9 protein-coding genes are annotated in these 13,988 nt (G+C 73.8%); 7 read left to right on the forward strand and 2 right to left on the reverse strand.

Annotated elements, in window-relative coordinates:
• Positions 1-160: 160 nt before the first annotated feature.
• Positions 161-574, reverse strand: coding sequence for a VOC family protein (locus J0670_RS12595; RefSeq protein WP_207811601.1), 414 nt, complete (start codon positions 572-574; stop codon positions 161-163).
• A gap of 207 nt (positions 575-781) precedes the next feature.
• Between J0670_RS12595 and J0670_RS12600 the strand changes: the two genes are divergently transcribed.
• The 7 genes from J0670_RS12600 to J0670_RS12630 all read left to right on the forward strand — a co-directional run bounded on the left by J0670_RS12600 (position 782) and on the right by J0670_RS12630 (position 12,363).
• The gene (locus tag J0670_RS12600; RefSeq protein ID WP_279382989.1) at positions 782-2,488 is read left to right on the forward strand and encodes a DUF1446 domain-containing protein; all 1,707 of its coding nucleotides are present in this window, start codon (positions 782-784) and stop codon (positions 2,486-2,488) included.
• A complete protein-coding gene (locus J0670_RS12605) occupies positions 2,485-4,083 on the forward strand; it encodes an acyl-CoA carboxylase subunit beta (RefSeq protein ID WP_207811603.1) in 1,599 nt (532 codons plus the stop codon). The genes J0670_RS12600 and J0670_RS12605 overlap by 4 nt, the downstream gene beginning before the upstream one ends.
• Before the next feature lie 8 nt (positions 4,084-4,091).
• Positions 4,092-6,029 carry a biotin carboxylase N-terminal domain-containing protein gene (locus tag J0670_RS12610; RefSeq protein WP_207811604.1) on the forward strand — a complete coding sequence of 646 codons (1,938 nt, stop codon included), beginning with the start codon at positions 4,092-4,094 and terminating at the stop codon, positions 6,027-6,029.
• Between the two features lie 34 nt (positions 6,030-6,063).
• Positions 6,064-7,236 (forward strand): acyl-CoA dehydrogenase family protein, encoded by a 1,173-nt coding sequence (locus J0670_RS12615; RefSeq protein ID WP_207811605.1) that lies wholly within the window; start codon positions 6,064-6,066, stop codon positions 7,234-7,236.
• Positions 7,237-7,446: 210 nt separating this feature from the next.
• Positions 7,447-9,048, forward strand: coding sequence for a 4-coumarate--CoA ligase family protein (locus J0670_RS12620; RefSeq protein ID WP_243436934.1), 1,602 nt, complete (start codon positions 7,447-7,449; stop codon positions 9,046-9,048).
• A gap of 83 nt (positions 9,049-9,131) precedes the next feature.
• A complete protein-coding gene (locus J0670_RS12625) occupies positions 9,132-9,752 on the forward strand; it encodes a TetR/AcrR family transcriptional regulator (protein ID WP_207811607.1) in 621 nt (206 codons plus the stop codon).
• Positions 9,753-9,897: 145 nt separating this feature from the next.
• Positions 9,898-12,363 carry a SpoIIE family protein phosphatase gene (locus J0670_RS12630; RefSeq protein WP_207811608.1) on the forward strand — a complete coding sequence of 822 codons (2,466 nt, stop codon included), beginning with the start codon at positions 9,898-9,900 and terminating at the stop codon, positions 12,361-12,363.
• A 61-nt stretch (positions 12,364-12,424) separates the two neighbouring features.
• On the opposite strand, the gene J0670_RS12635 is transcribed toward J0670_RS12630, so the two are convergent.
• The gene (locus J0670_RS12635) at positions 12,425-13,978 is read right to left on the reverse strand and encodes an MFS transporter (RefSeq protein WP_207811609.1); all 1,554 of its coding nucleotides are present in this window, start codon (positions 13,976-13,978) and stop codon (positions 12,425-12,427) included.
• Between the last annotated feature and the right edge of the window lie 10 nt (positions 13,979-13,988).

The following is a 13,988-nucleotide window of genomic DNA, read 5'->3' on the forward strand; positions in this document are numbered from 1 at the left end:
GGCGCTTGGGGATGTCGACGCTGACGTCCTTGAGGTTGTTCTCACGTGCTCCGTGCACGCGGATCAGGTCGTGGCTGTCGGCGGCGTGCGGCTCGGCCATCGTTGTCTTCGCTCCCTGTCGGTCGGTCGGGCAGGTGGAGGCCCCTGAGGGGGCCGGGGCTCAGCGCACCTCGTTGAAGCGGATCACGTTGCCCGCCGGGTCGCGGAAGGCGCAGTCGCGGATCCCGTACGGCTGCTGCGTCGGCTCCTGGACGACCTCGGCGCCGCCGGACTTCAGCCGGTCGAACACCCCGTCCAGGTCGGCGGTGGCGAGCACCAGCCGGGCGTGCGTCCCCTTGGCCATCATCCCGGTGATGGTACGCCGTTCCTCCTCGGTGATGCCCGGGTCGGCGAACGGCGGCTCCAGCACCAGCGAGACGCCGGGCTGGTCGGCGGGGCCGACGGTGATCCAGCGCATCGGGCCGCCGCCGACGTCGTTGCGGACCTCGAAGCCGAGCAGGTCGCGGTAGAAGGCGAGGGAGGCCTCGGGGTCGGTGTGGGGGAGGAAGGTCCAGTGGATGGTGATGTCGTTCATGGCGGCAACGCTAGGCGCGGCCGCTGCCCCGGCGCTTCTCGAATCCTGATCGGATGGATCCCCGGTCGGATGGAGGCCCGGTCGAATGGAGGCCCGATCGGATGGGCGAAAACAAGCAGGCATGATTGCTTTTTTCTGCGGCTGGTGCCACGCTGCTGCCGGCGGGGCCCGTGCGGGCACCGTCAACCCACAGGCAGGGGAGGCGCATTGGCGCGCGAACGCTCGGTACTGCGGATCGGCAACGCCTCGGGGTTCTACGGGGACCGCTTCGCGGCGGTGCGGGAGATGCTCACGGGCGGCCCGCTGGACGTCCTCACCGGGGACTACCTTGCCGAGCTGACCATGCTCATCCTGGCCCGGGACCGGCTGAAGGACCCGTCGCTCGGGTACGCCCGGACCTTCCTGCGGCAGATGGAGGAGTGCCTCGGTCTGGCGCGCGAGCGCGGTGTGCGGATCGTGGTGAACGCGGGCGGGCTCAACCCGGCCCGGCTCGCCGAGGAGCTGCGGGGGTTGGCGCGCCGGCTGGGCGTCGAGGCGGCCGTGGCCCACGTCGAGGGCGACGATCTGCTGCCGCGCCGGGCCGAACTCGGCCTGCCTGACGGGCTGTTGGCGGCCAACGCCTACCTGGGGGCGTTCGGCGTCGCCGCCTGCCTGGCCGAGGGCGCGGACGTGGTGGTGACCGGACGGGTCACCGACGCCGCGCTGGTCGTCGGGCCGGGCATCGCCCACTTCGGCTGGACGCCCGCCGACCTCGACGCCCTGGCCGGGGCGGTGGTCGCCGGGCACGTCCTGGAGTGCGGCGCGCAGGCGACCGGCGGCAACTACGCCTTCTTCCGCGAACACGACGTGGACCACCCCGGCTTCCCGCTCGCCGAACTGCGTGCCGACGGCTCCAGCGTGATCACCAAGCACCCCGGCACCGGCGGCGCCGTCACCACCGGCACCATCACCGCCCAACTCCTCTACGAGACCGGCGGATCGCACTACCTCGGCCCGGACGTCACCGCCCGGCTGGACACCGTCCGGCTCACCGAGGACGGCCCGGACAGGGTACGGATCGACGGCGTGCGCGGCGAGGCCCCGCCGCCCACCCTGAAGGTCGGGCTCAACCGTCTCGGCGGTTACCGCAACGAGGTGGTGTTCGTGCTCACCGGCCTGGACATCGAGGCCAAGGCCGCCCTGGTGCGACGGCAGTTCGACGCCGCGCTGCCGCCCGGGGCCCGTCCGGCCGAACTGCGCTGGACGCTCGCCCGCACCGACCACTCGGACGCCGCTACCGAGGAGAGCGCCTCCGCCCTGCTCCGGCTGACCGCCCGCGATCCGGACGCCGCCAAGGTCGGGCGCGAACTCGGCAAGGCCGCGGTCGAATTGGGCCTCGCCGGGTACCCGGGCTTCCACCTCACCGCCCCGCCCGGGCCGGGTGCGCCGTACGGCGTGTTCACCGCCGGGTACGTCGACGCCAAGCTGGTCGAGCACACCGCCGTACTTCCGGACGGCCGTCGGATCGCCGTCCCGCCCGCGCCCGTCACCGCCGAAACCACCTCCGTGCGAGCCGAGTTGCCGGATCCGCTGCCGCCCGGCCCGACCCGCCGCGCCCTGCTCGGACTGGTGCTCGGCGCCCGCAGCGGTGACAAGGGCGGCGACGCCAACCTCGGCGTCTGGGCCCGCACCGAGGACGGCTGGCGCTGGCTGGCGCACACCCTCACTGTCGACAGGCTGCGCGAACTCCTGCCCGAAACAGCCGAGTTGCCCATCGCGCGGCATCTGCTGCCGAACCTCGGGGCGGTCAACTTCACCATCACCGGCCTGCTCGGCGAGGGTGTCGCCGCCCAGCACCGCTTCGACCCGCAGGCCAAGGCCCTGGGGGAGTGGCTGCGCTCCCGGCACCTCGACATCCCGGAGGTTCTGCTGTGACCGTCCTGACCACCCGCGTCGACCCGGCCGGGCCCGAGTTCGCCGAGCACCGCGCCGCGATGCTCGCCAAGCTCGCCGAGCTCGACGCCGAGCACGCCAAGGCGCTGGCCGGCGGCGGCCCCAAGTACGTGGAGCGCCACCGCAAGCGTGGCAAACTGCTGGCCCGCGAGCGGATCGAGCTGCTGGTCGACCAGGACTCGCCGTTCCTGGAGCTGTCCCCGCTGGCCGCCTGGGGCAGCGACTACCCGGTGGGCGCCGCGCTGGTCACCGGCATTGGCGTGATCGAGGGCGTCGAGTGCGTGATCACCGCCAACGACCCGACGGTGCGCGGTGGAGCCAGCAACCCCTGGACGCTGCGCAAGGCCCTGCGCGCCAACGAGATCGCGCTGCACAACCGCCTCCCGCTGGTGAACCTGGTCGAGTCCGGCGGTGCCGACCTGCCCAGCCAGAAGGAGATCTTCATCCCCGGCGGGGCCCTGTTCCGCGACCTCACCCGGCTCTCGGCCGCCGGAATCCCCACGGTGGCCGTGGTGTTCGGCAACTCGACGGCCGGCGGCGCCTACGTGCCGGGCATGTCGGACCACACCGTGCTGGTCAAGGAACGCGCGAAGGTGTTCCTCGGCGGCCCGCCGCTGGTGAAGATGGCCACCGGTGAGGAGGCCGACGACGAGTCCCTGGGCGGCGCGGAGATGCACGCCCGCGTCTCCGGCCTGGCCGACCACTTCGCGGTGGACGAGGCAGACGCGCTGCGGATCGCCCGCCGGATCGTCGCCCGGCTCGACCACCGCAAGCCCGGGCCGTCGCCGGACCGGTTGGCCGAGCCGCCGAAGTACGACGAGGAGGAACTGCTCGGCATCGTCCCGGGCGACCTCAAGGTGCCCTTCGACCCGCGCGAGGTGATCGCGAGGATCGTCGACGGTTCCGACTTCGACGAGTTCAAGCCGCTCTACGGCACCAGCCTGGCCACCGGCTGGGCCCGCCTGCACGGCTATCCGGTCGGCATCCTGGCCAACGCCCAGGGCGTGCTGTTCAGCCAGGAGTCCCAGAAGGCCGCGCAGTTCATCCAGTTGGCGAACCAGCGGAACACCCCGCTGCTGTTCCTGCACAACACGACCGGCTACATGGTCGGCAAGGACTACGAGCAGGGCGGCATCATCAAGCACGGCGCGATGATGATCAACGCCGTCGCCAACTCGAAGGTCCCGCACCTGTCCGTGCTGATGGGCGCCTCCTACGGTGCCGGCCACTACGGCATGTGCGGCCGGGCCTACGAGCCGCGCTTCCTGTTCTCCTGGCCGAGCGCCAAGTCCGCGGTGATGGGCCCGCAGCAGCTCGCCGGGGTGCTCTCGATCGTCGCCCGCCAGTCCGCCGCCGCCAAGGGGCAGCCGTACGACGAGGACGCGGACGCGGCGATCCGGGCGATGGTCGAGCAGCAGATCGAGGCCGAGTCGCTGCCGGTGTTCCTGTCCGGCCGGCTCTACGACGACGGCGTGATCGACCCGCGCGACACCCGTACGGTCCTCGGCCTGTGCCTGTCCGCGATCCACAACGCGCCGGTCGAGGGCGCGCGCGGCTACGGCGTCTTCCGTCTGTGAGGGGTCACATGATCACCAACCTGCTGGTCGCCAACCGGGGCGAGATCGCCCGCCGGGTGTTCCGCACCTGCCGGGAGCTCGGCATCGCGACCACCGCCGTGCACTCCGACCCGGACGCCGCCGCCCCGCACGTGCGCGAGGCCGACGCCGCCGTCCGGCTGCCCGGCGCCGCGCCCGCCGACACCTACCTGCGCGGCGAGCTGATCGTGCGCGCCGCGCTGGCCGCCGGGGCCGACGCCGTCCACCCCGGGTACGGGTTCCTCTCCGAGAGCGCCGAGTTCGCTCGGGCCGTGCTGGACGCGGGCCTGGTCTGGGTCGGTCCGCCGCCGGCCGCGATCGCCGCGATGGGCTCCAAGACCGCCGCCAAGCGTCTGATGGCCGAGGCCGGGGTGCCCGTCCTGGGCGCGCTCGCCGAGCCGACCGAGGCCGACCTGCCGGTGCTGGTCAAGGCCGCGGCGGGCGGCGGCGGCCGCGGCATGCGGGTGGTGCGCCGGCTGGCCGACCTGCCGGGCGAACTCCAGGCCGCCCGGGCCGAGGCGGCCAAGGCCTTCGGCTCGGACGAGGTGTTCTGCGAGCGCTACCTGCCCACCGGTCGGCACGTCGAGGTCCAGCTGATGGCCGACGCGCACGGCACCGTCTGGGCGGTCGGCGACCGCGACTGCTCGCTCCAGCGGCGGCACCAGAAGGTGGTCGAGGAGGCCCCGGCCCCCGGCATGCCGGCGGACGTCCGGGCCGAGCTGCACACGGCGGCGGTGAACGCCGCCCGGGCGATCGGCTACGTCGGCGCCGGGACGGCCGAGTTCCTGCTCGCCGAGGACGGCCGGTTCTACTTCCTGGAGATGAACACCCGCCTCCAGGTCGAGCACCCGGTCACCGAGGCGGTCACCGGACTGGACCTGGTCGCGCTCCAACTCGCCGTCGCCGAGGGGGAGAAGCTCCCCGGGCCCACCCCGCCGCCGACCACCGGCCACGCGATCGAGGCCCGGCTGTACGCCGAGGACCCGGCCAAGGACTGGCAGCCCGCCACCGGCACCCTGCACCGCCTCGAACTCACCGTCCCGCACGACGAGTTCACGGGAACGGGAATCAGGCTGGACTCCGGTGTCGCGGACGGCGGCGAGATCACCCCGCACTACGACGCGATGCTCGCCAAGGTGATCGCCTGGGCGCCGACCCGGGCGGCCGCCGCCCGCAGGCTGGCCGACGCGCTCACCCGCGCGAGGATCCACGGGCCCGCCACCAACCGGGAGTTGCTGGTCCGCGCGCTGCGGCACCCGGCCTTCCTCGCCGAACGCCTGCACACCGGCTTCCTCACCGAGCACGCGGCCGAGCTCACCGCCCCGGACACCGAGGACGTCGGGCGCGCGGCGCTGGCCGCCTCCCTCGCCGACGCCGCGGCCCGTCCGAGCGCCCTGCCCTCCGGCTGGCGCAACCTGCCCTCCCAGCCGCAGCTCAAGCGCTACCGGGCCGCCGACGGCACGGAGTCGGAGGTCCGCTACCGCCACACCCGCACCGGCCTGCGGGCCGAGGATCACCCCGGCGTCGAACTCCTCAGCGCCACGCCCGAACAGGTCGTCCTGCTGGAGGGCGAGGTCCGGCGCACCTACCGGATCACCCGCTACGGCGAGCAGGCGCGGCAGGTGTACGTCGACACCCCGAGCGGCGGCACCACGGCGCTCACCGCCCTGCCGCGCTTTCCCGACCCGACCGCCCAGACCGACCCCGGCGCCCTGCTCGCCCCGATGCCCGGCACCGTGGTCCGCGCCACCGCCGCCGTCGGGGACGCCGTGACCGCCGGACAACCGCTGCTCGTGCTGGAGGCGATGAAGATGGAGCACCGCGTCACCGCCCCCGCCGACGGCATCCTCGTCGAACTCCTCGCCACCCCCGGCCGGCAGGTCGAACTCGGCACCCTGCTGGCCGTCGTCCAGACCACCCAAGCCTGAGCCGGACCCCCGAAGCCTGAGGAAGGACCATCGCATGTCCACCATCGGCAGTCAGCTCCTCGAAACCCCCGAACGCACCGCCCTGCGCCAGGCCGTCGGCGACCTCGGCCGCCGCTACGGCTCCGCCTACTACCTCGCCAAGGCCCGGGCCGGCGAGCCCCCCGAGGAACTGTGGGCCGACGCCGGCAAGGCCGGCTACCTCGGCGTCAACCTGCCCGCCGAGTACGGCGGCGGAGGCGGCGGCATCACCGACCTCGCCATCGTCCTGGAGGAACTCGGCACCGCCGGCTGCCCGCTGCTGCTGCTCATCGTCTCCCCGGCGATCTGCGGCACGGTGATCGCCCGCTACGGCACCGAGGAGCAGAAGCGGCGCTGGCTGCCCGGACTGGCCGACGGCAGCCGCAAGATGGCCTTCGGCATCACCGAGCCCGACGCCGGGAGCAACTCGCACCGGATCTCCACCGTCGCCCGCCGGGACGGCGAGGACTGGCTGCTGACCGGCCGCAAGGTGTTCGTCTCCGGCATAGACCACTCCGACGCCGTGCTGTTCGTCGCCCGCACCGAGGACGCTCGCACCGGAAAGCTCAAGCCCTGCCTGTTCGTCGTCCCGCGCGACACCCCCGGCTTCGAGTACCGGGCGATCCCGATGGAACTCGTCGCCCCCGAGAAGCAGTTCCAGGTCTTCCTGGACGACGTCCGGCTGCCCGCCGACGGCCTGGTCGGCGACGAGAACGCCGGCCTGCTGCAACTGTTCGCCGGCCTCAACCCCGAGCGGATCCTCACCGCGGCCTTCTCGCTCGGCCTGGCCCGCCAGGCGCTCGGCAAGGCCGTCGAGTACGCGAAGACCCGCACCGTCTGGTCCACCCCGATCGGCGCCCACCAGGGGCTGGCCCACCCGCTCGCCCAGTGCGCGGTGGAGATCGAGCTGGCCCGGCTGATGACCCAGAAGGCGGGGCTGCTCTACGACGCGGGCGAGGACGTGGCCGCAGGGGAGGCCGCCAACATGGCCAAGTACGCCGCAGGGGAGGCCGCCGCCCGTACCGTCGACCAGGCGGTGCAGACCCTCGGCGGCAACGGCCTGACCCAGGAGTACGGGCTGGGCGCGCTGCTGGCCGCCACCCGGGTCGGCCGGGTCGCCCCTGTCAGCCGGGAGATGGTGCTCAACTACGTCGCCCAGCACACCCTCGGCCTGCCGAAGTCGTACTGAGGGTCCGACCGGGCGTGCCGGGGGGCGGGCGGCCGTGGTGCGCGCCGCCCGTTCGGGCGCCCCGGCGGCCGCCGTGCCACGTACGCGCCGTCCCCGGTTCCGCACAATGGCCCAGCCTCCGCCCCTACTGTCCGTATGCTCCTGAACGCGCCTCGAACCGACCCCTCGCCACTTTTGTTGCCGCGTCAACTTCCGTCTAGGAGGCATACCTTGGTGTTCCTGAGCGAGTTCCCGGACGTCCCCGTCGTCGATCTGCCGATCCACCAGGCCGTACTCGGCGCCGCCGCCGAGTACGGCGACCGCCCGGCCCTGATCGACGGCATCACGGGGGAGGAGGTCAGCTACACCCGGCTCGCCGACTCGGTCGAGCGGGTCGCCGCCGGGCTGGCCGAGACAGGGGTGCGCAAGGGCGACGTGGTGGCCCTGTTCAGCCCCAACTCGATCGCCTACCCGATGGCCTACTTCGGCGCGACCCGGGCCGGCGCCACCGTCACCACGGTGTCCTCCATGAGCACCGCCACCGAACTGGCCGTCCAGCTGGGCGACAGCGGCACCCGCTGGCTGATCACCGTCTCCCACTTCCTGTCGACCGCCCGTACGGCCGCCGAACAACTCGCCGCCGCCGGCCGCCCGCTGACCGAGATCATCGTCCTGGACGGCGCCGACGGCCACCGCTCGCTCGCCGACCTGCTGGCCACCCCCGGCCCGGCCCCCGACATCACGATCGACCCGGGCGAGGACATCGCCGTCCTGCCGTACTCCAGCGGCACCACCGGCCTGCCCAAGGGCGTGATGCTCACCCACCGCTCGATCGCCACCAACCTCGCCCAGACCGACGCCCTCTACCGCCCCGCCGACGGCGAACGGGTGCTCGCCGTCCTCCCGTTCTTCCACATCTACGGCCTGGCGGCCCTGCTCAACCAGCCGCTGCGCTGCGGCTCCACCGTGGTCGTGCTGCCCCGCTTCGACCTGGAGCAGTTCTGCCGCACCATCGAGCAGCACCGGGTGCAGGCCCTGATGGTGGCCCCGCCGATCGTGCTCGCGCTGGCCAAGCACCCGGTGGTGGACCGCTACGACCTCTCCTCGGTCGAGTACCTGCTGTGCGCCGCCGCCCCGCTGGACCAGGAGCTCGCCGACGCCTGCGCCCGCCGCCTGGGCCTGCCGCACCTGCTCCAGGGCTACGGGATGACCGAGCTGTCCCCGGTCACCCACCTGGTCTCGCCGAAGGAGAGCGACCCCTCGCCCGGCTCGGTCGGCCGGATGGTCCCCTCCACCGAGCTGCGGGTCACCGCCCTCGACGGCTCCGGCACCGACCTCGGACCCGGCGAGCGGGGCGAGCTGCTCATCCGCGGCCCGCAGGTGATGAAGGGCTACTTCGGCCGCCCCTCCGACACCGCGGCCATCGTCGACGCCGACGGCTGGCTGCACACCGGCGACATCGGCTACGTCGACGAGCGCGGCTACCTGTACATCGTCGACCGGGTCAAGGAGCTGATCAAGTACAAGGGGTACCAGGTCGCCCCCGCCGAGCTGGAGGCCGTGCTGCTCGGCCATCCGCAGATCGCCGACGCCGCCGTCATCGGCGTCCCGGGCACCGACGGCACCGAGCACCCCAAGGCCTTCGTGGTCCGCGCGCCGGGCAGCGGCCTGACCGCGGAGGACGTCACCGGGTACGTCGCCGAGCACGTCGCCCCGTACAAGAAGGTGCGCGTGGTGGAGTTCGTCGACGCCGTCCCCAAGTCCGCGGCAGGCAAGATCCTCCGCCGCGAACTCCGGGCCCGGGAGGCGCAGCAGGTGAAGGCTGCTAACTGAACGCCCCCGGCGTACGAAGAGCGCGGCCCGTCTGTGAGGATCGACCCGCCGCGCCCCGAACGGAACAGGAACCGCCGCCCGCCATGACCAGCCGCCCCGCCGTCCGCACCCCCAGACAGGACCGCAGCCGCGCGACCAGGGCCCGGCTGCTCGCGGCCGCCGTGGAGTGCCTGGCCGAACTGGGCTGGCAGGGCTCCACCGTCACCGTGGTCGCCGAGCGCGCCGGAGTCTCCAGGGGCGCGGCCCAGCACCACTTCCCGACCCGCGAGGGCCTCTTCACCGCGGCCGTCGAGCACGTCACCGCCGAGCGGCTGGCGGCCGTCCGCGCCCACGCGGACGAGCTGCCGGCCGCCGGCCCCGACCGCACCCTTGCCGTGGTCGACATGATCGTCCGGCTCTACACCGGACCGCTGTTCCGCGCCGCCCTGCACCTGTGGACCGCCGCCGCCACCGAGGAGGGCCTGCGCGAGCGGATCATCGCCCTGGAGGGCCACGTCGGCCGCGAGGCCCACCGCGCCGCCGTGGAGTTCCTGGACGCCGACGAGAGCCGCCCCGGCGTACGCGAATCGGTGCAGGCCACCCTCGACCTCGCCCGCGGCCTCGGCCTGGCCAACCTGCTCACCGACGACAGCCTCCGCCGTTCCGGCGTGATCCGGCAGTGGGCGGGCGTTCTGGAGAGTACGCTGCGGCCGGTACGCCCATGACGCCCGTACAAGTGAGCGGCCGGACGCCCCCTGACCAAGGGGTCGCCGGGCGGCCGATGTCCGTGCAGTCTGGAGAAGAACCCCGGCCGGCACGGACCGCGAGGCCCACCCGGCCGGGCACGAGCCGAACCGGGGTGCTGCCTGAATGCACGGACACGAGTGGGACGCGACCGACGCCGTCGACTCCGCGCCGAACGGCGATTCCGCACGCCTTGAGGGCCACCGGCTGGTCCCGCTCGCGACGGTGCTGCTCCAGTCCGACGGCCTGATCCTGCACTGGAGCGAGGACGCCGAGGCCCTGCTCGGCTACACCGCCGAGGAGGCCGTCGGCAGCCACGCCGCCGAGCTGCTCACCGACGGGACCGACCGCCCCGAGCTGCTCGACGTGTTCCAGCGGATCGTGTCCGGCACCGGCTGGTCGGGCGTCCTCCCGGTCCGCCACCGCGACGGCCACCGGGTCCAGCTGGAGTTCCGCACCTACCCGATTGCAGGACCGGCCGGCACCCTGCTGCTGCTCGCCACCGCCTCCGACGTCCGCGCCGTGCACGCCGTCGAGGCCGACCTGGCCGTGCTGGACGGCGTCTTCGACCGCTCGCCGATCGGCATGGCGGTCTACGACACCAACCTGCGCTTCGTCCGGCTCAACGAGGCACTGGCCCGGATGAACGGCGTACCCGTCGCCGGCCACCTCGGCCGCCGGATATCCGCGGTACTGCCGGGCATCAACAGCGCCGAGATCGAGCAGATCATGAGACAGGTGCTCACGACCGGCAAGCCCGTGGTGGACGCCCGCTCGCACGGCCGCGTCCCCGGCGACCCCAAGCGGGACCGTGCCTGGTCCGCCTCCTACTTCCGGCTGGAGGACTCCACCGGCAAGGTCTTCGGCGTCTGCTCCTCGATCATCGACGTCACCGAGCGCTTCCAGGCCGAGGCCCGTGCCGCCCGCGCCCAGGAGCGGTTGGCCACCATCGCCGAGGCCACCGCCCGGATCGGCACCACCCTGGACCTCCAGCGCACCGCCGAGGAGCTGATCGAGGCGGTCGTCCCCCGGTTCGCCGACTTCGCCACCGTCGACCTGCTGGAGCCGGTGCTGCGCGGCGCCGAGCCCACCCCGATCCCCTCCGACCGGTCCGTCACCCTGCGCGCCGTCGCCGTCGGCGAGAACTACGAGACGGGCCTCGCGCACGCGGTGGACGCCATCGGCGAGACCTCCGAGTACTCGCCCGACCGCAGCTACACCCAGTGCCTGCGCAGCGGGCGGCCGCTGCTGCGCGCCCACGTGGACGAGGAGGCGCTGCGCGGCCTGGTGGCCAGCGAGGACCGGGTCGCCCCCGGCATCGCGGCGGGCATCCACTCGTACATGATGGTGCCGATCTCCGCCCGGGGCATGGTGCTCGGCGGCTCCGAGTTCATCCGGATGCGCAACCCCGAGCCGTTCACCGACGCCGACGTGGCGCTCGCCGAGGAACTGGTCGCCCGGACGGCGCTGGCGCTCGACAACGCCCGGCTCTACCGGCGCGAGCGGGAGACCGCCCTGACCCTCCAGCGCAGCCTGCTGCCGCAGGAGATCCACCGCACCCTCGGGCTGGAGATCGCCTACCGCTACCTGCCCAGCAGCGTGGTCAGCGAGGTCGGCGGCGACTGGTTCGACGTGGTGCCGCTCTCCTGCGGCCGGGTCGCCCTGGTGGTCGGCGACGTGATGGGCCACGGCATCCGGGCCGCCGCCACGATGGGCCAGCTGCGCACCGTCGCCCGCACCCTCGCCACCCTCGACATGCCGCCCGAGCAGGTCCTCACCCGACTGGACGAGACCGCCTCGGGAATCGGCGAGGGCCAGTTCGCCACCTGCATCTGCGCGGTCTACGACCCGCTGGAGCGCACCGTCCAGATCGCCTCGGCCGGGCACCTGCCGCCGGTCTGGGTCGGCACCGACGGCACCGCCCGCCCGATCGAGGTGCCGCCCGGCGTGCCGCTGGGCGTCGGCGGCGTCGCGTTCGAGTCGATCGAGGTCCCGCTCCCCGAGGGCGGCACCCTCGCCCTCTACACCGACGGCCTGGTCGAGCGGCGAGGCCAGGACCTCGACGACGGCATCGACCTGCTCGCCCGCACCCTGGCCGCGCCCGGCCGGACGCTGGAGGAGAGCTGCGACGCCGTCATCGGCGCGCTCGTCACCGACGGCACCGAGGACGACATCGCGATGATCATGGCCCGGGTGCTGCCGCTGCCCGCCGACCGGATCGCCGCCCTGCCGCTCACCGGCGGCGGCAGGGTGCCCGGCAAGGCCCGCCGCTTCACCCGCGCCACCCTGGAGGGCTGGGGCCTGAGCGCGCTCTCCGACTACGCCGAACTGCTGGTCAGCGAGCTGGTCACGAACGCCCTGCTGCACGCCGAGGCCCCGCGGCGGCTGCGGCTGTTCCGCGACCGGGTGCTCACCCTGGAGGTCTCCGACGCCGGCGGGGCGGCCCCGCAGCTGCGCCCCTTCGCCGAGCAGGACGAGGGCGGGCGCGGGATGTTCCTGGTCAGCGAGCTGGCGCAGCGCTGGGGCAGCCGGCTCACCCGGGACGGCAAGGTGGTCTGGGCGGAGCTGGAGCTGCCCTTCGGGGCGGTGTAGCGGTCGCTTCGACGTGGGAGCGGCCGTTCCCCCCGGGGGGAACGGCCGCTCCCACGTGCTGCTACGCGCCGACGCTCTCCTGCTCGGCCCGCCCGGGGGCCTCGACCGGCTCGCCCGCCGGCGGTGCGTCGGGCAGTCCGCGCAGCAGCCGCCAGGCCAGTGCGGCCGCGGCGATCAGCAGGGCCCCGGCCAGCAGCCCGGCGCTGTTCATGCCGTGCACGAAGGCGTCCTGGGCGCTCGCCAGCAGCGGCCGCGCGACCTCCGGCGCCAGCCCGTTCGCCGTCTCCACGGCCGCGCCCAGCGACTCGCCGGCCCGGGCGGCGGCCTCCGGGGCCGTCCCGGCCGGGACGGTCAGCCCGTTCGCGTAGATCGAGCCGACCACCGAGCCGACCAGCGCGATGCCGAGCGCGGTGCCCAGCTCGTACGCCGTCTCGGAGACGGCCGAGGCGGCGCCGGCCTTGTCGGCGGGGGCGGCGGAGAGCACCAGGTCGGCGCCGAGCGTGTAGACCACGCCCTCGGCGGTGCCGGTCACCAGGAAGGAGGCGGCCAGCACCAGATAGGCGGTGTCCTGCTCCAGCCAGCCCAGCACGCCCGCGGCCAGGCCCATGGCGAGCAGGCTGGCGGTCAGCGCCCCGCGGGCGCCGAAGCGCCGGGCGATCCGGGCGGTGAGCAGCCCGCCGGCCACCGAACCGGCGAAGGCGGGCAGCTCGGCCAGGCCCGCCTGGAGCGGCTCGTAGCCGCGCACCAGCTGGAGGTACTGCGAGACCACGAAGATCACCCCGGACAGGCCGACCAGGGAGATCAGCGAGGCCGTGACGGCGGCGGTGAACCGCCGGTCGCGGAAGAGCCGGACGTCCAGCAGCGGGGTCTCCAGCCGCAGCTGGCGGCGGACGAAGGCGGTCAGCGCGGCGGCGCCCAGGACGAAGGCGACCGGGACGTCCCAGCGGGCCACGCCGTGCGCGGCGGCCTCCTTGACCGCGTACACCACGCCGATCACGCCGACCATCGACAGCGCGACGCTCAGCACGTCCCAGCGCCCCGGCTTCGGGTCCCGGGACTCCGGCAGCAGCCAGGCGCCGAGGACCAGCAGCAGGACCAGCACCGGGATGTTCAGCAGGAACACCGAACCCCACCAGAAGTGCTCCAGCAGCAGGCCGCCGACCACCGGCCCGAGCGCGGCACCGGCGGTGGCGGCCGCGCCCCAGATGCCGATCGCGGTGGCCCGCTCCCGGTCGTCCGGGAACAGGCTGCGGATCAGCGACAGGGTGGACGGCATGATCGTCGCCCCGGCGACGCCGAGCAGCGCGCGGGCCAGGATCAGCCAGCCCGGGCCGGGCGCGTAGGCGGCCAGCAGCGAGGCCGCGCCGAAGGCGGCGGAACCGCACAGCAGCAGCTTCTTGCGGCCGATCCGGTCACTCAGCGCGCCCATGCTGACCAGCAGGCCGGCCAGCACGAAGGAGTAGGAGTCGCCGATCCAGAGCAGCTGGGTGCCGCTGGGGCGCAGCGTCTCGCTGATGGACGGGATGGCGAGGGAGAGCACGGTCGCGTCCAGCGCGACCACGGTCACGGCCAGGACCAGGACGGCGAGGCCGGTCCAGCGCTGGCGGGAGGTCAGGAGGTGGGCA

The sequence above is a fragment of the Streptomyces sp. FH025 genome, assembly GCF_017427025.1.
Taxonomy (GTDB): Bacteria; Actinomycetota; Actinomycetes; order Streptomycetales; family Streptomycetaceae; genus Kitasatospora.